Source organism: Litchfieldia stipae (assembly GCF_014837155.1).
Classification (GTDB): Bacteria; Bacillota; Bacilli; order Bacillales; family Bacillaceae_L; genus Litchfieldia.
This window is the reverse complement of record NZ_JACYHA010000006.1, coordinates 181,545-205,235: the sequence shown is the minus strand read 5'-3', so window position 1 is coordinate 205,235 and position 23,691 is coordinate 181,545. Positions and strand designations below refer to the sequence as shown.

General features: G+C 38.1%; 23 protein-coding genes. 20 read left to right on the top strand and 3 right to left on the bottom strand.

Translation table 11 applies throughout. The features are described from left to right. Nucleotides 1–15: 15 nt before the first annotated feature. Entirely contained in the window at nt 16–1,146 is a 1,131-nt protein-coding gene (locus tag F7888_RS10115) for an IscS subfamily cysteine desulfurase (RefSeq protein WP_191779058.1), read from the bottom strand. 147 nt (nt 1,147–1,293) lie between these two features. Here F7888_RS10115 and nadB point away from each other — a divergent pair, with 147 nt between their 5' ends. The 12 genes from nadB to yajC all read left to right on the top strand — a co-directional run bounded on the left by nadB (nt 1,294) and on the right by yajC (nt 12,968). Next, the gene (gene nadB, locus F7888_RS10110) at nt 1,294–2,910 is read left to right on the top strand and encodes an L-aspartate oxidase (RefSeq protein WP_191779090.1); all 1,617 of its coding nucleotides are present in this window, start codon (nt 1,294–1,296) and stop codon (nt 2,908–2,910) included. Beyond that, a complete protein-coding gene (gene nadC, locus F7888_RS10105) occupies nt 2,864–3,706 on the top strand; it encodes a carboxylating nicotinate-nucleotide diphosphorylase (RefSeq protein ID WP_191779057.1) in 843 nt (280 codons plus the stop codon). Before nadB ends, nadC begins: the two co-directional genes overlap by 47 nt. A 2-nt stretch (nt 3,707–3,708) precedes the next feature. Then, nucleotides 3,709–4,815, top strand: coding sequence for a quinolinate synthase NadA (gene nadA / locus F7888_RS10100; RefSeq protein ID WP_191779056.1), 1,107 nt, complete (start codon nt 3,709–3,711; stop codon nt 4,813–4,815). 176 nt (nt 4,816–4,991) lie between these two features. After that, a complete protein-coding gene (safA, locus tag F7888_RS22920; protein ID WP_191779055.1) occupies nt 4,992–6,536 on the top strand; it encodes a SafA/ExsA family spore coat assembly protein in 1,545 nt (514 codons plus the stop codon). 176 nt (nt 6,537–6,712) lie between these two features. After that, entirely contained in the window at nt 6,713–7,663 is a 951-nt protein-coding gene (locus tag F7888_RS10090; protein ID WP_191779054.1) for a YhcN/YlaJ family sporulation lipoprotein, read from the top strand. Between the two features lie 224 nt (nt 7,664–7,887). After that, on the top strand, nt 7,888–8,322 hold the full coding sequence (locus F7888_RS10085; protein WP_225228724.1) for an intercompartmental signaling factor BofC: 435 nt from the start codon (nt 7,888–7,890) through the stop codon (nt 8,320–8,322). 123 nt (nt 8,323–8,445) lie between these two features. Then, complete coding sequence (gene ruvA, locus F7888_RS10080; RefSeq protein WP_191779052.1) at nt 8,446–9,060, top strand: Holliday junction branch migration protein RuvA; 615 nt, start codon at nt 8,446–8,448, stop codon at nt 9,058–9,060. 12 nt (nt 9,061–9,072) lie between these two features. Beyond that, nucleotides 9,073–10,074 (top strand): Holliday junction branch migration DNA helicase RuvB, encoded by a 1,002-nt coding sequence (gene ruvB / locus F7888_RS10075; protein WP_191779051.1) that lies wholly within the window; start codon nt 9,073–9,075, stop codon nt 10,072–10,074. A gap of 4 nt (nt 10,075–10,078) precedes the next feature. Then, on the top strand, nt 10,079–10,270 hold the full coding sequence (locus F7888_RS10070; RefSeq protein ID WP_191779050.1) for a DUF2905 domain-containing protein: 192 nt from the start codon (nt 10,079–10,081) through the stop codon (nt 10,268–10,270). Nucleotides 10,271–10,328: 58 nt separating this feature from the next. Continuing rightward, nucleotides 10,329–11,357, top strand: coding sequence for a tRNA preQ1(34) S-adenosylmethionine ribosyltransferase-isomerase QueA (queA, locus tag F7888_RS10065; RefSeq protein ID WP_191779049.1), 1,029 nt, complete (start codon nt 10,329–10,331; stop codon nt 11,355–11,357). A gap of 70 nt (nt 11,358–11,427) precedes the next feature. Further along, nucleotides 11,428–12,570 (top strand): tRNA guanosine(34) transglycosylase Tgt, encoded by a 1,143-nt coding sequence (gene tgt, locus F7888_RS10060; protein WP_191779048.1) that lies wholly within the window; start codon nt 11,428–11,430, stop codon nt 12,568–12,570. A gap of 134 nt (nt 12,571–12,704) precedes the next feature. Further along, the gene (yajC, locus tag F7888_RS10055; protein WP_191779047.1) at nt 12,705–12,968 is read left to right on the top strand and encodes a preprotein translocase subunit YajC; all 264 of its coding nucleotides are present in this window, start codon (nt 12,705–12,707) and stop codon (nt 12,966–12,968) included. Nucleotides 12,969–13,020: 52 nt separating this feature from the next. Here the strand turns inward: yajC and F7888_RS10050 are convergent, their stop codons facing one another. Next, complete coding sequence (locus F7888_RS10050) at nt 13,021–13,401, bottom strand: TIGR04086 family membrane protein (protein WP_191779046.1); 381 nt, start codon at nt 13,399–13,401, stop codon at nt 13,021–13,023. 174 nt (nt 13,402–13,575) lie between these two features. Here F7888_RS10050 and F7888_RS10045 point away from each other — a divergent pair, with 174 nt between their 5' ends. Further along, entirely contained in the window at nt 13,576–14,214 is a 639-nt protein-coding gene (locus F7888_RS10045; protein WP_191779045.1) for a DUF421 domain-containing protein, read from the top strand. A gap of 22 nt (nt 14,215–14,236) precedes the next feature. On the opposite strand, the gene spoVB is transcribed toward F7888_RS10045, so the two are convergent. After that, a complete protein-coding gene (spoVB, locus tag F7888_RS10040) occupies nt 14,237–15,817 on the bottom strand; it encodes a stage V sporulation protein B (protein WP_191779044.1) in 1,581 nt (526 codons plus the stop codon). Nucleotides 15,818–15,956: 139 nt separating this feature from the next. Between spoVB and F7888_RS10035 the strand changes: the two genes are divergently transcribed. The 7 genes from F7888_RS10035 to F7888_RS10005 all read left to right on the top strand — a co-directional run bounded on the left by F7888_RS10035 (nt 15,957) and on the right by F7888_RS10005 (nt 23,498). Further along, nucleotides 15,957–16,451 carry a COG2426 family protein gene (locus F7888_RS10035; RefSeq protein WP_318246258.1) on the top strand — a complete coding sequence of 165 codons (495 nt, stop codon included), beginning with the start codon at nt 15,957–15,959 and terminating at the stop codon, nt 16,449–16,451. Nucleotides 16,452–16,475: 24 nt separating this feature from the next. Next, nucleotides 16,476–16,766 (top strand): post-transcriptional regulator, encoded by a 291-nt coding sequence (locus tag F7888_RS10030; protein ID WP_191779043.1) that lies wholly within the window; start codon nt 16,476–16,478, stop codon nt 16,764–16,766. A 115-nt stretch (nt 16,767–16,881) separates the two neighbouring features. Then, entirely contained in the window at nt 16,882–19,134 is a 2,253-nt protein-coding gene (gene secDF, locus F7888_RS10025; protein WP_191779042.1) for a protein translocase subunit SecDF, read from the top strand. A 219-nt stretch (nt 19,135–19,353) separates the two neighbouring features. Further along, nucleotides 19,354–20,232 carry a cation diffusion facilitator family transporter gene (locus F7888_RS10020; RefSeq protein ID WP_191779088.1) on the top strand — a complete coding sequence of 293 codons (879 nt, stop codon included), beginning with the start codon at nt 19,354–19,356 and terminating at the stop codon, nt 20,230–20,232. A 2-nt stretch (nt 20,233–20,234) separates the two neighbouring features. After that, a complete protein-coding gene (locus F7888_RS10015) occupies nt 20,235–20,546 on the top strand; it encodes a LapA family protein (protein ID WP_191779041.1) in 312 nt (103 codons plus the stop codon). Between the two features lie 78 nt (nt 20,547–20,624). Beyond that, a complete protein-coding gene (gene recJ, locus F7888_RS10010) occupies nt 20,625–22,985 on the top strand; it encodes a single-stranded-DNA-specific exonuclease RecJ (RefSeq protein ID WP_191779040.1) in 2,361 nt (786 codons plus the stop codon). Next, complete coding sequence (locus F7888_RS10005) at nt 22,986–23,498, top strand: adenine phosphoribosyltransferase (protein WP_191779039.1); 513 nt, start codon at nt 22,986–22,988, stop codon at nt 23,496–23,498. It abuts the gene before it with no gap. The last annotated feature ends 193 nt before the right edge of the window (nt 23,499–23,691 follow it).

The window sequence follows — 23,691 nt, the reverse complement described above, 5'->3', positions numbered from 1 at the left end:
GATTGTCACCTACTTTCATTTCACTATTACACTGTTTTTGAAGATTGTAATCACTTGATCAATGATTTCAAATGTCGTTGATTTTCCAAAGGATAATCGGATAAATTGTTTTGCTTCCTCTCTTGTTTTGCCCATGGCTAGCATCGTTTTGGAAGGGGATTGTTGTCCTACCGCGCATGCACTACCAGTAGAAATCGCAAGGCCATATCGGTTACATTCTAACATCATATATTGACCTTCTATGCCTTTGATACACAATCCAACAATATGTGGCAGTTGATGAGTAGAATTTTCAATGATATCGATATTGTCTTCTAAAGAGGTTAGGCCTTGTTTTAGATGCTCACGTAATTCTTTATAGTTGTTCTGAGTAAATTCCATCTGTTCACATATCTGCTGGGCTGCAGTAACGAAAGCTGCAATTCCAGGTAAATTGATTGTACCAGGTCGAAAGCCATTCTCGTGAGTCGTATTTGGATAAATCGGTTTCCAATGAACAGCAGGATGTAGAAAAGCTGCACCTACTCCTTTGGGACCATAGATTTTATGACTTGAGATAGAAATAGCATCTAGATTCAGTTGTACCACATCAATTGGATGTTTACCAAATGTTTGCACACAATCACTATGAAAGATAATCGAATGTTCTTTTAGAAGCTTACCGATAGCTTCGAGATCCTGGATTACTCCGATTTCTGAATTACCATGGTGAATCGAAGCTAGAATCGTTGTTGGTTTAATTGCTTGTTCAAGGTCTGCTATATTTACTTTTCCATTGGTATCAACGGGAAGATAAGTAATCTCATATCCAACTTGTTCTAGCTTGTTAAAGAAATTAATGATAGAGGAATGTTCGATCTTAGTTGTAATAATATGGTTTCCTTTCCCTTGATAGGATCTGATAATGGTTTCAAGAATTAAATGATTCGATTCCGTTCCTCCACTGGTGAAATAAACCCCATCCTTCATTCCATTTATACATGAAGCTAACTCAGCTCTTGCATGTTCTAACAGTGAATTAGCCTTTGTGCCTATGTCATGTAAACTACTTGTATTTCCGAAAACATTTTTTGCGACTTCACTATACACTTCAATAGCTTGCTCACTCATAGGAGTTGTAGCTGCATAATCTAAATAAATCATCATAGACCTCCATTCGACAAAAAACGGGTGGTGACAGGCACCAATACATAAATTCTAGCAGATTATTGAAATAAAAAAAGTCTTGTCATTTAGGTTGATATGTGTAAATATAGGTGTCAAGACACTTAATGAGTATAGGGGGCTTACATGATGCCTTTTACTGATGTAGTAATTATCGGAAGTGGGATTGCTGCCTTATCAGCTGCAAAGCAGCTTTGTAAACATAAGAATGTGATGATTATCACAAAATCAAGGCTAGAAGATAGTAATTCAATGCTCGCTCAAGGTGGAGTAGCTGCAGTCATTGATCAACATGACGATTGGCAGGATCATTATCACGATACGATTGTGGCAGGTTGTTTCCATAACAAAGACAGTGCTGTTAAGCAACTTGTGAAGGATGGAACAATCAGAATTCAGAACCTAATTGAAGAGGGAATGATCTTTGATCAAAAAGAAGACGGTACGATTGATTTAGGCAAAGAGGGTGCTCATAATCGCAATCGCATCTTACATGCAGGAGGAGATGCCACTGGTAAATTACTTGTGGAATTTATGCTTCATCAGCTTAAAGAAAAGGTTACATTTGTTGAACAAGAAATGGCCATTGACCTCATTCTAGAGAATGGACAATGTTCAGGTATTACCACAATAGACTTACACGGTATAGTTAAGAACTATATTGCAAGACATGTCATATTAGCAACAGGCGGTTGTGGTGGATTATATGAGGTGACTTCTAATGCAGAAGGAATGACAGGTGACGGATTAAGTATTGCTTTTAGAGCTGGGGCTGAGCTTTCTGATCTTGAATTCATTCAATTCCATCCAACACTGCTATATACAGCTAATGGAAATAAAGGTCTCATTTCAGAAGCAGTAAGAGGCGAAGGGGCCACTTTAATAAATGATCAAGGATACAGATTTATGGAAGGCGTTCATCAACAATTTGAACTGGCACCAAGGGATGTTGTCGCACGTGCGATTCAATACGAACGAAGTCAAGGGAGAAATGTATACCTAGATATATCTATGATCCCTCACTTTGATAAACGATTTCCGACGATTACCTCAATATGTGAAGAGGCGGGGATTGATTTAAGTAAAGGGCTAATTCCAGTTGCACCTGGTGCTCATTTCATGATGGGTGGAATTAAGACCAATACAAAAGGTGAGACCTCAATTCCTGGTTTATATGCGGTTGGTGAAGTTGCGTGTACTGGTGTTCATGGTGCTAACCGTTTAGCTAGTAATTCATTACTTGAGGGAATAGTCTTTGGTCATAACCTCGCACAAGTAATTCTTGAACAACACAATCAAACGATCTCATCCCATTTAAATACCGTGAGGGACATTAAACCTTTTAAAGCAGATTTACCAGAAAAAAATGAAATCCAAAAGATGATGACAACTTATGTTGGAATTGAACGTGATTTGAACGGCCTCACTTTTGTGAAAAATTGGGTAGAGCAATATCTTTCACCTCATTGGTTGAAGGGACCGTTGATTAAAGGGACAAAAGAAGAAGTGGCGGTCATTAATATGTTAACTACAAGCTGGTTAATCATTACATCAGCCATAGTAAGAACAGAAAGTAGAGGAGGTCATTTTCGAAGTGACTATCCAATGTCATTAGACAAATGGCAAAACAATGAAATTATTAGACATAACAACCAAGTTATGTTCACGGTTGATCAATCCTTAGTTAGGAGTGAAATAAATGAATCGAATCAAATTAACTCAAATGCTGCAACAGTTTTTTATTGAAGATATAGGGGAAGGTGATTTAACAAGTGAAGCTATCTTTCCACGGACCATGATAGGCGAAGGAAAAATGATTGTAAAAGAAAACGGAATTCTAGCAGGGATTGAGCTTATTCCAGCTGGTTATGCTCTCTTAGATTCTTCAATTGATGTTCAATTATTCAAAAAAGATGGGGAATTTGTTGAAAAAGGCGAGGTCATTGCAATTGTAAAAGGACCAATGGGGCAGCTATTGACAGGAGAACGTGTGATTTTAAATTTGCTACAGCGAATGAGTGGAATTGCAACACTCACTCACCGTGCAGTAAATTCACTAAATAGTACTCATACAAGGATATGTGATACGCGAAAAACGACACCTGGCTTACGGATGCTAGAAAAATATGCTGTAACCTGTGGTGGTGGGTATAACCATCGGTTTGGCCTCTATGATGGTGTCATGATTAAAGACAATCATATCGCGTTTGCTGGGTCAATCATGAACGCAGTAAACGCTACGAAAGAGAAACTAGGTCATATGGTCAAAATCGAAGTTGAAACAGAAACGAAAGAACAAGTCCTTGAAGCAATTGAAGCAAAGGTTGACGTCATTATGTTTGATAATCGTACACCAGACGAAGTGAAGGAATTTGTTCAGCTCGTTCCAGAAGGAATTAAGACAGAAGCATCAGGCGGAATCACAATCGATATGCTATCTGCTTATCAAAACACTGGGGTAGATTATATCTCTTTAGGGGCATTAACACATTCAGTTAAATCATTAGATATAAGCTTCAATGTAGGGAACAAGGGGGAGTAATAATGAATTTATTAGATGTATTGAAAAATGAACAGAATCAAATGATGCCTGAGTCTTATAAGTATTTGTCGATGGAAGAAATGGAGGCACGTGTAGTAGAAATTAAAGAAAAGATGGGGAAATCTTTGTTTATTCCAGGGCATCATTATCAAAAGGATGAAGTAATAAAATTTGCTGATTCAACAGGGGATTCCTTACAATTAGCCCAAGTATCAGCTAAGAATAAGGAAGCAAAATATATTGTTTTTTGTGGTGTTCATTTTATGGCTGAGACTGCAGACATTTTGACAACAGAAGACCAAATTGTCATTTTACCTGATATGCGTGCAGGCTGTTCGATGGCAGATATGGCAAACATGGAGCAAACAGAAAAGTGCTGGGACGTGTTAATGGAGAGGTTTGGAGACACCATTCTACCATTAACATATGTAAATTCTACTGCTGCAATTAAAGCGTTTGTTGGCAAAAATGGTGGTGCTACTGTGACATCATCTAATGCGAAAGAAATGGTAGAATGGGCATTTACACAGAAGAAAAGAATCCTCTTCTTACCTGATCAGCACTTAGGAAGAAATACGGCGTTTGACCTTGGGGTTCCACTAGATCAAATGGCTGTATGGAATCCGATTACAAACCAATTTGAGTTTGAAGGAAATCTTGATGATGTGAAAGTGATCCTATGGAAAGGTCATTGTTCAGTACATGAGAATTTCACTGTAAATAATATTAAAGAAGTAAGAGCAGCAAAACCAGATATGAGAATTATAGTTCATCCTGAATGTTCGAGAGAGGTTGTTGCCCTTTCAGATGATGCTGGATCTACAAAATATATTATTGATACAATCAATAATGCACCAACAGGCAGCAAATGGGCAATTGGCACAGAAATGAATCTTGTAAAACGGATTATTGATCAACATCCTGACAAGGAAATCATCTCTCTTAATCAAAATATGTGTCCTTGTCTAACAATGAATCGAATTGACCTCCCACATCTACTATGGACATTAGAGAATGTAGAAAAAGGATTAACTACAAACCAAATAAAAGTTGATGAGCAAACCTCTAAGGATGCTATCCTTGCATTAGAACGAATGCTTCAACATTAAAGGTAAAGGCTGAATGATTTCTTAATGGACTCATTTAGCCTTTTTTATTTGTCACTGTTTCATTCGAAGTTAATCATAATCTTTCCCGTTTTAGCATAAGTTTTGTTGAAGATTAGTGGCATTTTGCCTAACGTCACATAGTATGTATAGACTTATGTACAGGAGGGGAAAATCACGTGAAAATCCATATAGTGCAAAAAGGAGATACTCTTTGGAAAATATCTCAAAAATATGGCGTAGATTTCGAAGAATTAAAAAAGCTGAATTCCCAACTGAGCAATCCTGATATGATTATGCCTGGGATGAAAATAAAAATCCCGAGTGGGAATGTTCATGTGAAGAAGGAAGCAAAGGCCAATGCAAATGCGAATATTAGCCCTATTAAAGAAACAGTGATTAAAGAAGCTCAAGTAAAGAAAGAGGAAGTAAAAGCGGAGCATCCGTACAAGGATCTCTCCCCACAGCCTTTACCAGTAATGGATGTAGAAGAAACTCTACCTAAAAAAGATCTCGATAATAATCTACCACCTAAAGCACCTTATGTTCCAAAGATGCCAACACAGGTTGATGTTGATATCCATAATTGGAATTTCGCTCCAGAAATTAATATGCCACCAGCTCCAGCAAACATTTTACCAGGAATGATGAAACCAGAAGTAGACGAGGTCGAATCCGTTGAGGATGTTGCACCTCCAAAAATGCCTGAAATGCCAAAATTCCCAGAAGCAGCACCTCAGATGCCTGTTGCACCAGCAACTGATGTGAACGATCCTTATTGTCAGCCAATTACACCTGTCATGCCTGGAGCAGGATTTGACTGCTATCCACCACAAGGAGCACCATTCCCAGCACCACCAGTAGGGGAAGGATATGCGCCAGTAGCACCAGCTCAAGGTTTCCAACCAAATATTCCTGTTGAGTATGATGAAGATGATATTGATTTACCACCAGCACCACCGTGGAATCCGGGGATGCCAGCTAATGGAGCACCATTTATTCCAGCACCATATGGTGGATATGCACCTTCACAAGTTGCGGGAGCGCAATACCAAGGTTACCCAGAACCTAGTCCTGCTGATGAAATGGGCTTTGATGGTGACGATTATCCATATGCACCACAAGGAGCATCTGTAGGGTATCAACCTGCTCCGTTTCCACAAGGAGCACCGATAGGTTATCAACCATTACCAGCTCCAGCACCTTACCCAATTCAAGGGATGGGACCCGGAATTCCAACAACAGCAGGTGGCAAAGATTGCGGTTGTGGTGGTCCAAAACCAGTAAGTACTCCGCAAACATTGCCTGCTCAAGTTCCTGGTTTCGGTGCACCAGTTCATGGTTATCCAGGAGCAATGCCAGGAATGGGAATGCCACAAGCACCAGGTTATCCAGGAGCAATGCCAGGAATGGGAATGCCACAAGCACCAGGTTATCCAGGAGCAATGCCGGGAATGGGAATGCCACAAGCACCAGGTTATCCAGGAGCAATGCCGGGAATGGGAATGCCACAAGCACCAGGTTATCAAGGGGCAATGCCAGGAATGGGAACGCCACAAGCACCAGGTTACCCAGGAGCAATGCCGGGAATGGGAATGCCACAAGCACCAGGCTATCCAGGAGCAATGCCAGGATATGGAATGCCTGCAAACGGAGTAAATCCTTTTGATCCAACACGAGGAATGTTTGAATACCCTGATTTTGACGATGAAGATGATGATTAAATCGTTCATCCAAAGCTAAGCTGAGCACTCAGTTTAGCTTTTTTCTGTTTGTGGCTTCAAATAACTAACAGCTATAAATAATGGTTTTTCAAGACACTCTATATATGAGCGTCAAAAAAGGGATTTGTTTCTTGCTTCTTTTTTTGATGCGAAGCCTATAGAGGGGGTATTTGCGCTTGAGAAAAACATTAGTTACTTTGTCTGCAACAGCAATGATGATGGGTGGTTTAGTAGGTTGTGCTGGCAATAACAACAGTGCAATGGATACTAATTACAAAACAGAGGCGACAAGACCTATTGGTTATTACTCAAACGAAAACACGAACCGAAATGGCAATGCGAGGACAATGACAGACAATGATGGTCCTATTACTGAACTGTTAGATCGTGCGGGTGATGATAATAATCGTGGTGGTGCACGCACAAACAGAAATAACACAACTAACAGAAACGGTAACTTTGGCACGTTAGGAAACAATCGTGATTCACAAGCACGAATCAATAACAATGATGAAGGGCGTTTAAATAATAATTTTTTTAGTGGATTACGATATAACCCTAATCGTAACCAAAATACTGGGAATACAGTAGAGCGAGACCGTCATTCAACATTTGGGACACGTAATGTTGATCCATATCCAACACCAGGGAATCCTTATTCACAGCAAGGAAACCGTACATTAACTCACAATGGTCACGGATATGCTGATACGAATTATCATGGTCACATTAATAATACAACGGACCGTCCGAGATCGTCTGCATACTACAACACTTATAACGGCAATCTAACAGATCGAATTGTTGAACGTGTAGAAAAAATTAATCATGTTGAAGATGCTCATGCGGTTATTATGGGCAATAATGTGTTAGTTGCAATTGACACAAATGATGATAATGATAAGAATGTAACGAATGAGGTCGAGAAGACAGTTAAGTCATTAGCTAAAGGAAAAGATATCCATGTTGTAACTGATGAAGCGACATATACTCGTGTTCGTGACATCAATAACGATATGAGAAATGGTGAAACAACAAGAGACACAATTGATAATGATCTTGGCGATTTATTTGAAAATATTGGACAAACTGTACGTCGTCCATTTGAAACAACAAACAATCGCTAAATGTAGGCCAAAGTAGTCAGCCTAGTGCTGACTGCTTTTTATTATGATCTAAAAATGAAATTGATAAATTTTGGATAAAACGAATAGAAGTGGTCAAACTAGTCATATCAGATGATTTAGTAAGATTTATCCAAGTGTGAGGTGATAGTATGTTACGTATGCTTATATATTCAATAATGGTCGGAGTTCTTTTCTTATTATCTGCATTTACTGGTCAACCAGAGATGGATGTGCCTAATGATATCAACGATCCATTAACGTTAACTGTTATTTTGGAACGCGTGTATTTAGATGGTGAGGTCAGCGAGGAAATCCTTGAGGAAACCATATGGGCGATGGAGGATTTTTGGGCACAATATGAAGATTGGCAGTTGATTCATCACGATGAAGAGCAGGTCGTGTTTCAACAGCATGTTGATGATATTTCTCCTCTTCTGAAATCGAATGGATATTTTGGAATTAGTGATGAAGGTGTATTAACCATTTTTGATGGAAAACCAAACTCATCTAATAAAGTCATTCAATCCTTCTTCCAGATTGATGTGGAAAAACTGGAGAGCAGACAGCATAATTTATTGAAAAAAGGAATTAAGGTCGGAAATAAAGCAGAATACATTAATGTGCTCGAAACATATCGTACATACACCTCATCTCCATGAAATTTAAGTACTTAGTAGACTAGTGAGTCCATCTCCTAGTCTTTTTTATTGTTGATTGCTGTGTCTTTTTCTAATGAATATGATAAAATGGGGTACAGCAAAGAAGAGGAGAGATTATTGTAAGTGATAGAGTTTATTAAAGGATACATTGATTATGTAAATCCAGAATATATTGTTATTGAGAGTAATCAAATTGGTTATTTAGTCTACACGCCTAATCCATTTGTGTTCCGTAAAAATGCGAAGGAGCTTGTGACTGTTTATACATATCAACATGTACGAGAAGATGTACTCGCATTATACGGATTCAAGACTCGTGAAGAGAGAGCTTTATTTGTTAAGCTGTTAAATGTATCGGGAATTGGTCCAAAGGGTGGTTTAGCAATATTAGCTTCAGGACAAGTTCAACAGGTTGTTTCTGCGATTGAGAATGAAGATGAGAAATATCTTGTGAAGTTTCCGGGTGTAGGAAAGAAAACCGCACGTCAGATGATTTTAGACTTAAAAGGGAAGCTAACAGACTTAATTTCACATCCAGAGATTGATTTGTTTGCTGAAGATTATGAAGCAGAAGTGAATCCACAGACTCCATCAACTGCACTAGAAGAAGCAGTTGAGGCTCTGAAGGTTCTAGGCTTTGCCGAACGTGAAATTAATAAAGTCGTACCACAGCTGATTTCTGAAGTGATGACAACCGATCAATATATTAAAAAGGCATTACAAAAGCTTTTAAAGTAGGGGGAGAACAGGATGGAGGATCGTCTAGTTTCTGGTGAAACCGACTACGAAGAATCGTCATTTGAACAAAGTCTAAGACCCCAGACACTTGATCAATATATTGGTCAAACAAAGGTGAAGGAAAACCTTGCAATCTTTATTAAAGCGGCAAAAATGCGGCAAGAAACCTTAGATCATGTCTTATTATATGGTCCACCAGGTCTTGGAAAGACGACGCTTGCTACGATTATCGCTGGTGAGATGGGTGTTAATATTCGAACCACTTCAGGTCCAGCGATTGAGAGGCCTGGAGATCTTGCTGCGATTTTAACTGCTCTTGAACCAGGAGATGTGCTATTTATTGATGAAATTCATCGCCTGCAACGTTCAGTTGAGGAAGTCCTGTACCCAGCGATGGAGGATTTCTGTTTGGATATCGTGATTGGGAAGGGGCCAAGTGCTCGTTCAGTCCGACTGGATCTACCGCCCTTCACATTAGTAGGAGCAACTACGCGAGCAGGGATGTTGTCAGCACCACTTCGAGATCGATTTGGAGTGTTAAGCAGACTTGAGTACTATAATGAGGAACAGCTTGCAGATATAGTTGAGCGAACCGCATTGATCCTTGATGTTGAAATTGATCCAATAGCGGCAATCGAAGTAGCAAGGCGTTCAAGAGGGACACCGCGTATTGCGAATCGCTTACTAAGGCGAGTGCGAGATTATGCGCAAGTAAGTGGGAATGGTATTATTACTGAAGAATTAGCCCATTCCTCGTTAGAATTACTCCAGGTAGACCGTTTAGGATTAGATCATATTGACCATAAATTACTTAAAGGAATCATTGAGAAATTTCGTGGGGGGCCAGTTGGCTTAGATACGATTGCAGCGACGATTGGCGAAGAATCACATACAATTGAAGATGTATATGAGCCATACTTATTGCAAATTGGTTTTCTACAGCGAACTCCACGCGGACGAATTGTGACTGATCAGGTATACAAGCATTTTCAAATGGACTTCCCAAAGGAGTGAGAAGATGGGGAAAATGTTTATTATTATCGGGATTGTTTTTGTCATCATCGGATTGATATGGCAATTTATTGGTAAACTACCAGGTGATATCGTCTTCAAAAAAGGGAACACGACTGTGTATTTTCCAATTGTGACTTCGATTGTTGTAAGCATCATCTTATCGCTCGTCTTTTATGTCATTGGACGTTTTCGATAAAATTAAAGGTGGGACTGATTGTGTCCTACTAGGATAACTTGTGAAATAGGTGAACATGATGAAAGTAGATTTGTTTGATTTTGATTTGCCAGAGGAGTTAATTGCACAGACACCTTTAGAGGATCGTGAAGCTTCTCGATTAATGATATTAAATAAGGAGAATGGTGATATCAATCATTCTCATTTTAGAAGTGTATTACAGTATTTAAATGAGGGAGATTGCCTTGTATTAAATGATACACGTGTACTACCTGCTAGACTTTTTGGGGTGAAAGAAGAAACCGGGGCGAAAGTAGAAGTCTTACTGCTTAAGCAAACTGAAGGCGAAACGTGGGAAACGTTAGTCAAACCAGCGAAGCGGGTTAAAGTAGGTACGGTTCTTTCATTTGGTGATGGTTTGTTAAAAGCAGTATGTACTGGTGAGAGTGATCATGGTGGAAGATTATTAACCTTCCAATACGAAGGAATCTTTTATGAAGTGCTGGATCAATTAGGTGAAATGCCATTGCCACCTTATATTAAGGAGCAGTTGGACGATCGGGAAAGGTATCAGACAGTATTTGCGCGTGAGCGTGGTTCTGCCGCGGCACCAACAGCAGGATTGCATTTTACCGAACAATTACTTGAAGATATAAAAGTGAAGGGTGTTCATATTGCGTTTATTACATTGCATGTAGGTCTTGGAACCTTTAGACCAATGAGTGTGGATGACATTGATGAGCATGAAATGCATGCCGAATTCTATCAAATGACGGATGGAACGGCGAGATTATTAAATCAAGTAAAGCAAAGTGGTGGGAAAATCATTTCTGTAGGGACAACCTCTACACGAACACTTGAAACTATTGCTTCAGCAAATAATGGACAATTTGTAGAATCTAGTGGCTGGACAGATATTTTTATTTTTCCAGGGTACACATTTAAAGCGATTGATGGATTAATAACGAATTTTCACTTACCGAAATCAACCTTGATTATGTTAGTAAGTGCACTCGCTGGAAGAGAGCATGTACTTCATGCCTACGAAGAAGCTGTGAGACAACGGTATAGATTCTTTAGCTTTGGAGATGCGATGCTCATTATATAAACCATTTGTAAGAACAAAATCTGCCACATCACAAATTCGGCAACTAGAGCTTGAAGGGAGTAATAATAAATTGACAGCAGCAGTTACATACGAGCTTATTAAGACATGTAAGCAAACAGGAGCAAGATTAGGAAGGGTACATACCCCACACGGTTCATTTGATACACCTGCATTTATGCCAGTAGGGACAATGGCAACAGTGAAAACAATGGCGCCTGAAGAGCTTAAGGAAATGGGTTCAAATATCATCTTAAGTAATACTTATCATCTTTGGTTAAGACCAGGCCACGAAATTATCAAAAAAGCAGGTGGCTTACACAAATTTATGAACTGGGATCGTGCTATTCTTACTGATTCAGGTGGCTTCCAAGTATTCTCTTTAAGTGAATTTAGAAAGATTGAAGAAGAAGGCGTTCATTTCAGAAATCATTTAAATGGGGATAAGCTATTTTTATCACCTGAAAAAGCGATGGAAATACAAAATGCACTAGGTTCAGATATTATGATGGCATTTGATGAATGTCCACCATATCCAGCTGAATACGATTATATGAAGAAATCTGTTGAGCGTACAAGTAGATGGGCAGAGCGTTGTCTACAGGCGCATCAACGACCACATGATCAAGGGTTATTCGGAATTATTCAAGGTGGAGAATATGAAGAGCTTCGTAAGCAGAGTGCAAGAGACTTAGTAGCGATGGATTTCCCTGGTTATGCTGTTGGTGGCTTATCTGTAGGAGAGCCAAAGGATGTTATGAACCGAGTGCTTGAATTTACGACACCGCTTATGCCATCGAATAAACCAAGATATTTAATGGGTGTAGGTTCACCAGACTCATTAATTGATGGAGCGATTCGTGGAATAGATATGTTTGACTGTGTGCTACCAACTCGAATTGCACGAAATGGTACACTTATGACAAGCGAGGGTCGCCTTGTTGTGAAAAATGCCAAGTACGCAGAAGATTATGGTCCAATTGATCCGAATTGTGATTGCTATACGTGTAAAAATTATAGCAGAGCCTATATCCGTCACTTAATAAAATGTGAAGAAACATTTGGAATAAGACTTACTACTTATCATAATCTTCATTTTCTGTTAAAATTAATGGAACAGGTTAGACAAGCAATTATGGAGGACCGTCTTGGTGACTTCCGTGAAGAGTTTTTTGAGCAATATGGTTTTAATAAACCAAATGCGAAAAACTTCTAACTTGTGACGGTAGTGGAGCTAACGTTAGTCAAATTCAGTTATACGTAAATTCCGTTATCATTCGTTTTTGACTATTCATTTTGTATAGGGTGAAAGTTGAAAGTCAAATTCAACATGAAAGGAGTGAAACATAAATGGAAGGTATCTTAGGAACAGTTGGTCCATTAATCTTAATGTTTGCGATTTTTTACTTCCTATTAATTCGTCCACAACAAAAACGTCAAAAGGCTGTTGCACAAATGCAATCAGATCTTAAAAAAGGCGATAAGGTCGTGACGATTGGTGGTATGCATGGAATCGTTGATGGTATTGATGAAGATAAGGTTATCATTAAAGCTGGTGATAGTACTCGTCTTACATACGATCGTCAAGCAATTCGTGATGTGAAAAACGACTAACATAATCAAAGAAAAAGGGTAGTTTCCTAAATGGAACTACCCTTTATCCTAATTACATCGTGCGGGAAGGAGTTGTCATGTTAACTCCAAAGATCCCACCAATCATTGCCGTTGCTAGGAATCCGATATGGTAGACGCTTTGCTCTGTTGAGAAAACCGCATCATGTCCCAAATACTGAAAAAGAAAAACGATTAAGCTAAATAAAAGTCCAGTAGCTCCTCCCATTAACCAACCCTTTTCCTTTCCTTTTCCACCAGAAACAAATCCACCAATAAATAACGCTAAAAATGAGATTGCAAGTATTAACCAAGTCAATGAGCCTTCTTGAAGCGAAGTGAATCTTAGTAAGAGTGAAAAAATGACACTTGCTACTAATATAATGATAAAAACCGCTGCAACCCCGTACACTGTAGCTAATCCAATTTTCTTCATTTTTTATCCTCCTCCCGGAAAAATGAGTCTATAGACAACAGAACTGTCCTAGTACGAGCATATTCATGTCCAAAAATAAATAGAACTGGAAAATCCTTCTGATTATGTTTTCACAACTTATGTGGAAACTAAAGTAGGAATGGTTTGTGATTATAACGTAAGGGGTGCATTCGATTGGAAGATTATCTCGCGATTGTCGCTCGAACACTATTCTTGTATGTATTAATTGTTATTATCTTTCGGTTAATGGGTAAACGAGAAATCGGTGAACTTAGCATCCTTGATTTGGTGGTATTTATTATGATTGCTGAAATGGCAGTTCAAGCTATTGAATCAACAGATTCACCTCTCCTCCATACTGTTCTTCCAATGGTATTATTAATGACGATCCAAATCACCCTTGCCTTTGTCTCTCTAAAGAGCCAAAAATTTAGAGAGTTAATGGATGGAAAGCCCTCACTCATTATCAATAAGGGGAAAATTGATGAAGAAGCCATGAGGAAACAGAGATATAATTTTGATGACTTATTAATTCAATTACGTGATAAAAATGTAAAGAGTGTATCAGATGTTGAATTTGCCATCTTAGAACCTTCTGGGAAGCTGTCGGTATTAGAAAAAAATAATAAATCAACCGAATGGCCACTTATTTTAGATGGGAAAATTCAAGAGGATAGTCTCAAGAAGATTGATAAAACAAATCTTTGGCTAAGGCAACAGCTTCGTAAGCTAGGATATCAGGATTTAAAACAAATCTCTTTTTGCAGTTATGCAAATGGAACTTTTTTTATTGATTTAAAGGATGAAAAATAAAACAAGTAACCATTTCAACAGGTTACTTGTTTTTATTTTGAGGAAGAAACACAGCTAATGGACGACCGATGAATGGGATTCTGATCATTTCTTCCTTTTTTATTAAGTTAAAAACAATTAATAACAGACAATAAACGATTGTACATGCAGCTAGAGCAATAATTGTTCTTGAAGCTAGAGTCATTTCATTAGTAAGTGAGAAATACGTGTAATGCCCGACAATGCCTGAACCGACCATCGTTATGAAGCTTTTTATATAATCTCTTACATAGAAGCTATAAGAAATTACTTTAACAATCGTAGAGAAATGGAGTAATGTAACTAGCACCATTCCAATCATAATTGCTAAGGCAGCACCCATAATTCCAAGAGCGGGTTGAGAAGCTAGAATGAAGATAAGTGCTGTTTTAACAACAGCGCCAATGATGCTATTAATCATTGCTGCTCTAGCTAAATCAAGGGCTTGAAGAGTTGCTTGTAATGGTCCTTGGAAGTAATGAAAAATAAAAAATGGTGCCATCACCTTTACGAATATAGCTGCGTTACTAGATCCATACATCAATTCCATAATTGGATCTGCAAAAACATATAATACAACAACTGCTAGTCCTCCAGAAACAAGTGATAAGCGGAGAGCCTGCTTCAGTCGATATTCAATTAACAATGATTGCTTCTTAGCCGCTGCTTCACTTATTGCTGGAACAAGTGAGGTCGATAATGCAGCTGTGATAAAAGAAGGTAAGAATAATAATGGCATGGCAAATCCAGTAAGCTCTCCATATTGTCTTGTTGCTAGATGAGTAACCACGCCAGCAAGTGCCAAGCTTTGGGCAACAACAATTGGCTCAAAGAACCAAGAAAGTGAACCAACAAGACGACTACCTGTGGTTGGTATGGCAATTCTCATTAAATCGTTGAATGTAGATTTGCCAGATTTAACTGCTTTGAAAAAGTTTGACCGAACTTTGATTCGTTTTTTTGTTTTAAACATCCAAACCATGTAGAAGAGGGAAACAAGCTCTCCTATCACGGCTGATATCATTGCTCCAGCAGCCGCATATTCAATTCCATATGGTAGAAATGCTTTCGTACATACAGCAACTAGTGTTATTCTAACGGCTTGTTCAATTACTTGAGAAATGGCAGCTGGTCGCATATTTTGCCGACCTTGGAAGTATCCACGTAAAACCGATGATAACGCAATAATGGGTACAACCGGAGAAATCGCTAATAACGGATAATACACCCTAGCATCTGTAAACACAGTTTCAGATAAAATCGGTGCTAAAAGAATCATTCCAGGTGTGAAAATTAAACTAAGTGTTCCTGTAATTGATAATGAAACAACGAGGATTTTTTTGATTTTGGCACGATCACCTTTGGCCTCCGCTTCTGCAATTAATTTCGAAATGGCAACTGGTAGACCAATTTGAGTCAAGGTAATAGTAAGTACAAAGGTGGGAACTGCCATCATATAAAGTCCTACACCCTCTTCACCGATTAGCCTCGCAACAACAATTCGATTAATAAAACCCAAGACTCTTGTAATAAGTCCCGCTATAATTAAAATCAGTGTCCCTTGTAAAAATGATTGTTTCGACATTCAATTCCCTACCTTCTCAAAAAAGGTGTTATCATTTACAATTAACTATATGCATTATAGGGGGCCAAGCATGACAAGTATTATCCTGAAACCATAAAAATGCGAATAAAATTGGGAAAGGTTCAAAAGAGGTGAAGTAGTGAAGGAAAGCTTAAGAGATTTTTTAGTAAAGAATTTGGATTTTCTACCGCCAGAGCTTGTAGTGATGGTTATTTCTGCTATGCCTATTCTTGAGCTGCGTGGAGGGCTACCGTTAGCCTATTTATACTATGAATTTGATTTAGTCTATTCGGCTGTTATTAGTGTGATAGGCAACATTCTACCTGTAATCCCCTTGTTGTTACTTTTTAGACCAATTAGCTCTCTATTAATGAGATTTCAATGGTATAAGAAGATGTATGATTGGTTATACAATCGAACAATGAATAAAAGTGGCAATGTCCAAAAATACGGTGCGCTAGGCCTAATCTTATTTACTGCTGTCCCATTACCAACAACAGGGGCGTGGTCAGCTTGCGTAGCCGCGTCTATTTTTGCTATTCCATTTCGATATGCTTTCTTATCAATTTCAATCGGGATCATTGTTGCAGCTATTCTAGTAAGCTTAGGTCTATTATCTATATCAATATTTTAATTAAAGAATACGGGGGCTAGTTCCATGGAAAATGGATTTGATCAATATAGAAATGATGTGAAACCTGCGTTAAAAAGTAAATTAGAAGAGTTCATCCTTTATGGATATGATTCTGTAACAGAAGAGGAGCTATGGCAGTACCTATGTAAGAAGAAATGGAAAAGAGAACGCGAAACAAAGCTCTTGTATCAAATTGTAAATGATATCTTATCAGTTAAGATTGGTGAATACATGAACTATGCAACTGTCGAGGCCTTTAAATCACCAGACTGGTTCAGTAATCAGGGACAAGAAGAGCTTAGCAAACTATTATAATTGATTCTTACCCTGTCATTGATTGACACGGTAAAACGGTTGTTTCATAATGGTAGTATTGACGAAAACTGGAATCATTTGTTTCTTACATATTTAAAGGAGGCACTACATCGTAATGGTTAAAAGAGGACGCATCATTGCGTTTTTCCTTGTTGTGTTACTACTAGCAGCAACAATGGGATTGACGACGAATAATATCTTAAACAATATCAAGCTAGGTCTAGATCTACAAGGTGGCTTTGAAATACTATATGAGGTCAAACCTGCAAATAAGGGAGATGTCATTGATAGAAAGGCACTAGTTAGTACTGTCAATGCACTAGAAAAACGTGTGAATGTACTAGGCGTAAGTGAACCAAATATTCAAATTGAAGGCGATGATCGGATTCGCGTTCAATTAGCTGGTGTAACTGATCAAAATAAAGCAAGAGAAATACTATCAACTGAAGCGAAATTAACTTTTCGTGATGTGAATGATCAGGTTCTATTAGATGGAACAGATCTTGTAGAAGGTGGATCATCTCAAAGCTTTGATGGAGAAAATCGACCAGCCGTTGGAATTAAGTTAAAAAGTGCAGACAAATTCAGATCTGTAACAGAGCAAGTGTTGAATATGGGTGCAGGTGAAAACCTACTTGTTGTTTGGTTGGATTTTGAGGAAGGGGTTGACTCCTTCCAAGCAGAAGCAGCAAAACCAAATCCAAAATATTTATCAGCACCAGCTGTAAGTAATATTCTTAATGAAACAGATGTACAAATTCAAGGGAACTTCACAATTAAGGAAGCGCAAGAGCTAGCTGCACTTCTAAATGCAGGCTCACTCCCAGTGGAGCTTGAAGAGATGTATTCAACATCTGTTGGAGCAAAATTCGGTGAACAAGCACTTGATAAAACGGTGTTTGCTGGTATCATTGGGATCCTAATCGTATTTTTGTTTATGCTTTTCTCATATCGATTACCAGGAGCAATAGCTGTTGTTACACTAAGTGTCTATATTTACTTAATATTACTCGTCTTTGATTGGATGAATGGTGTATTAACGTTACCAGGGATTGCCGCATTGATCCTCGGGGTCGGAATGGCAGTAGATGCCAACATCATTACTTATGAACGAATAAAAGAAGAACTGAAGCTAGGAAAGACAGCGATGTCAGCATTCAGATCAGGAAATAGACGTTCTTTATCGACTATTTTGGATGCAAATATAACAACTTTGTTAGCAGCTGCTGTATTATTTATGTTTGGGACAAGCTCTGTAAAAGGGTTTGCGACGATGCTAATTATTAGTATCCTTGTGAGTTTTATCACTGCAGTATACGGTACTCGCTTATTGCTTGGTCTTATTGTTAATAGCCGCTTCACAGACAAGCGCTTAGGCTTATTTGGAGTGAAGAAATCAGAAGTAGCCAATATTGCAGATGTTGATGATGACACAGAAGTCCCAACAAGATTTGATAAGGTCGACTTTGTTAAACATCGTAAGAAATTCTTCCTGTTTTCTGCCATTCTAGGTGTAGTTGGTGTAGGGTTATTATTAACTTTAAAGCTCAACCTTGGCATTGATTTTGATAGCGGGACTAGAATTGAAGTGCTTGCTAATCAGCCTTTAACAAGCAGTGAAGTTAGAGATGAGCTTGAGAAGCTAGACATAGAACCAAGTGAAGTAATCCTTTCTGGAAACAATAAGGAAATTGGTGTAGCCAGATTAGTGGGTGTACTTTCACAACAACAAATTGCAGAAGTGAAAGAGCATTTTACTGAGTTGTATGGTACTGAGCCGAGTATAAGTACCGTATCACCGACAGTTGGAAAAGAACTTGCGCGAAATGCCTTTATTTCAGTGCTCATTGCAGCTGTAGGAATTATCATTTATGTAACGATTAGATTTGAAATGGCAATGGCTGTTTCAGCAATTGTTGCATTATTACATGATGCATTCTTTATTATTATTATGTTTAGCATCTTCCGATTTGAGGTCGATATCACCTTTATTGCTGCTGTATTAACGATAGTGGGGTATTCGATTAATGATACAATTGTCACCTTTGACCGTATTCGTGAATTATACAAAAAGAAGAAAGTCAAAACATTTGATGACCTTGCTGAAATCGTCAATAAAGGACTAAGACAAACATTTACACGATCCATTTATACTGTGTTAACCGTTGTAATTACGGTTGTAGCATTGTTGATTTTTGGAAGTGAATCTATTCGTAACTTCTCCTTTGCATTATTGATGGGTCTTATTTCTGGAACTTACTCGTCATTATTCATTGCTTCGCAAATATGGCTAGTATGGAAAAGTAAGCAGCTAGGAAAAGGTCAACTAAGAAAATCAGATGAGACAGAAGTAGAGCCAGAAGTGTAAGATTATCTCCTAACCGTGGTATTAACCACGGTTTTTTCCATGGAAGAAGATTTTATCGATCGTTGTTTCTGCATGCTATTTTTGGTTACAATAATCAGATGGGATGAAAAGAGATGAAAAAGCGTGCTATAAAAGTGTTCTAAAAAGGGAACTCTTTTTAACAGGGAAGGAAGGTTGTAAGTGGAAAAAGATCGTTTTAAACAAGCGGAATTTGCCGCCATGCTTGGCGTAGTAGGTAATATTGTGTTAGCCATTATTAAGTATGTAGTCGGAGTGATGTCAGGAAGTAAAGCGCTAGTGGCAGACGCGGTTCACTCTGCTTCTGATGTTGCAGGTTCATTTGCAGTCTACATCGGGGTCCGTGCTGCGAAGCAGCCACCAGATCGTGACCATCCATATGGTCATGGAAAAGCAGAATCGATTGCTGCAATTATTGTCGCTGTTTTGCTCTTTTTAGTTGGAATCGAAATTGGAAAGTCATCAATTGAATCCTTTTTTCAACCGATAGAAGCACCGAAAGCTTTTGCCATTTACGCAGTTGTGTTATCAATTGTTGTAAAAGAAGCGATGTTTAGATATAAATTTAAGCTAGGAAAAAGGATTAATAGTGATGCAGTTATTGTCAATGCCTACGAGCATCGCTCAGACGTCTATTCGTCTATCGCCGCCCTCATTGGGATTGTAGGAGCTATTTTTGGAGAACAAATAGGGGCACCATGGCTTGTTTATGGGGATCCAGTGGCAGGACTTTTTGTATCCATTCTCATCTTAAGAACAGCTTATAAGCTCGGGAAAGAGTCGATACATACGACATTAGATCATGTGTTACATGAGGAAGATACAGAGGAAATGAGAAAAGCAGTGTTAACATTTCCAGAAGTGAAAAAAATAAATGCATTACATGCAAGAGAACACGGTCATTATGTAATCGTTGATTTAAAGATCTCTGTTGATCCTTATATCACTGTTGAACAAGGGCATAAGATCGGAAAAAGGGTCAAGGAAAAGCTATTACAGGTTGATAACGTACATGACGTATTTATTCATATTAATCCCTACTCGGAAGAAGATGATGATAGTAGTCAAGGAGTTGATTAACTGTGAAGGGACAATGGAGTTTGATATTAGCGTTCTTATTCGCTCTTATCGTTGCGGTATTTGCAGTCATTAATGTGGATTCTGTGGAAGTGAATTATTTATTTGGAACAGCCAATTGGCCATTGATCTTAGTGATTTTAACCTCAGTCCTAATGGGAGGTATGATTGTTGCCTCAGTGGGATTATTTCGCTATTATCGGTTGTTAAGAAGGGTTAAACAACTAGAAAAAGAAAATCAGCTACTTAAAGATGAGGGTATAAATAGTATACAAGAATCTGAGGAAATCGAAAAAAACGATCAAGCTGATCACTAGAGTAATGCTGGAAATAAACTGATTCAATTGAAACCCCTCCCGACCTTTTGTATAATAGGATGGTTGAGGGGTGAGCGAATGTTAAAGTCGAAAACACGTTGGGACGTAAATCGTGTTGAAGAAGAAATTGTGAAGGAACTATCATCTGAATTAAATATTGCACCTCTTGTTGCATCGTTGCTCGTAAACCGTGGCATAAAAACGGTTGATGATGCACGAGATTTTTTATTTATTGAGAACTCCGATTTTCATGATCCATTTTTATTAGATGAAATGGATATAACAATAGAAAGAATCCAAAATGCAATTAAAAAACAAGAAAAAATCCTTATTTTTGGGGATTATGACGCTGATGGTGTAAGTAGTACAACAGTCTTATTAACGGCATTGAGAGAGTGTGGAGCTGATGTTGATTTTTATATTCCAAATCGCTTCACAGAAGGATACGGACCGAATGAGGCGGCCTTCCGCTGGGCCTATAACAGTGGATATGGATTAATTATTACGGTTGATACTGGGATATCTGCTCTTCATGAAGCACAGGTAGCTAAGGATCTAGGGATGGATCTGATCATTACAGATCATCATGAACCAGGACCAGAATTACCGAATGCATTCTCTATTATTCATCCAAAGAAACCTACATGCTCTTATCCATTTAAAGAACTTGCTGGAGTGGGTGTTGCTTTTAAAGTAGCACATGCGTTGCTAGGGAGAGTTCCAGAAGAATTGCTAGAAATAGCAGCTATCGGAACAATAGCAGATCTTGTACCGTTACATGGGGAAAATAGATTATTAGCTAAGAAGGGTATCATCGCATTAGGTAAATCGAATCGACCAGGTATTAAGGCTCTTCTTAAAGTATGTGGAACGGAACAAAGTGATGTGAATGAAGAGACGATTGGCTTTGCCATTGGCCCGAGAATTAATGCAGTAGGTCGATTGGACTCAGCAGACCCTGCTGTACATTTATTGATGACAACGGATCTTGAAGAAGCTAGAGAATTGGCTGAAGAAGTGGATGCATATAATAAACAACGTCAGCAGCTTGTCAATGAGATGACAAAGGCAGCCATTGAGGAAGTGGAAACGCATTTTCCACCGGCTGAAAATGGTGTTTTAGTGATTGCTAAAGAAGGCTGGAATGCAGGTGTTGTTGGGATTGTTGCATCAAGACTTGTAGATCGCTTTTATCGTCCAACGATTGTCCTTAGCATTGACACGGAAAAAGGAACAGCTAAAGGCTCTGCTAGAAGTATAGAGGGCTTTAATCTTTATGAAAATCTATCTTTATGTAGGGACATCCTTCCTCATTTTGGGGGACATCCTATGGCTGCAGGTATGACACTCGCGCTTGAGAATGTTGATGAATTACGAGATCGATTAAATGAACTTGCTAACGAGCAATTAACAGAGCAGGATTTTATCCCTGTGACAAAAATTGATGTCGATTGTCAGCTTTCAGATATTTCAATTGAAACAATTGCAGAGATGAATCTACTAGCTCCATTTGGAATGAATAATCCAAAACCAAGAGTAAGGATAAAGGATGTTTCCATTCAGGGAATTAGAAAGATAGGTTCTGACCAAAATCATTTGAAAATGACGTTTGAAGAGAATGGATTTGCTCTTGATAGTATTGGTTTTGGCCTTGGTGAAGCATATGATCATGTATCTCCTGGGGCCCAAATATCAGTCATTGGTGAGCTCTCTATTAATGAATGGAATAATTTCCGAAAACCACAAATCATGTTACATGATTTAGCTATTTCACATTGGCAGCTATTTGATATGCGTGGGAATAATAAAGTGAAGGATACGATACTTAAAGTATCTAAGGAAAAACGAAGGTTAATTGCATTTAGTGAGGAAATCTTCTCAAGTTCTGTGTATCATGACTATAAAGATGAAATAATAGTGATAAATGATCTTGAACAGGCTCGCGATTTTACTTGTGAAGATTTATTTATCTGTCTATTAGATTTACCACGGGATGAGACAGTGTTAAGGACATTGTTAGAGCCTGTCTTACCAAGTAGAATTTATACACTTTTTAGTAGCAATGGGAATCATTTCTTTAGTACGATCCCAACAAGAGAGCACTTCAAATGGTTGTATGGATTTTTAGCTAAACGTGGAACATTTGATATGAATCGATATGGTTTAGACCTCGCCAAACATAAAGGTTGGTCGAAAGAAACGATTGATTTCATCTTAGAGGTGTTTTTTGAATTAGAATTTGTTAAGATAGACAAGGGAATCATCACATTATCAAATCAAGGCAAGAAACGAGATTTGACTGAATCGAAAACATACCAATTAAAACAACAACAAATTGAAATAGAAAATAAATTTTTGTATTCATCTTATCAGCAATTAAAGCAATGGTTTGATTCTATTAATAATGGTTCGCTTAAATTTGAGGAGGCAATGAAGTAAATGGATCTAAAGAATTATGTCACAATTGTACCAGATTACCCAAAGGAAGGGATTCTATTTAAGGATATTACTCCTTTAATGAATGATGGAGAAGCATATAAATATGCGACAGACCAAATTGTTAAATATGCAAGAGAAAGAGACATCGACCTTGTGGTAGGACCAGAAGCTAGAGGCTTTATCATTGGATGTCCAGTTGCGTATTCTCACGGTGTTGGATTTGCTCCTGTACGTAAGGAAGGGAAATTACCACGTGAGGTAATCAAACAACAATATGGTCTTGAGTATGGAAAAGATATTTTAACTCTTCATAAGGATGCGATTAAGCCTGGTCAACGTGTATTAATTACAGATGATTTATTGGCTACTGGTGGTACAATTGAAGCGACGATCAAATTAGTAGAGGAACTAGGCGGAATTGTTGCAGGAATTGCATTTATCATTGAACTTACTTACCTTGATGGTAGAAGTAAATTAGATGGATATGATGTATTAACATTAATGCAATATTAAAAAATAGAGATAATGGGCGCTCGAAATGAGTGCTCTTTTTCGAATTTATCACTTTTAAATGACGTCTATTTATCATCAATCTTCGAAATAATAGAGAAGGAAGAATTTTTCAGTCAATTTCCCTTTACATATTCGGGTATTTTCATGATAATAGAAACAATAATTATTTTAATTTTATACTAAGTTTTATACA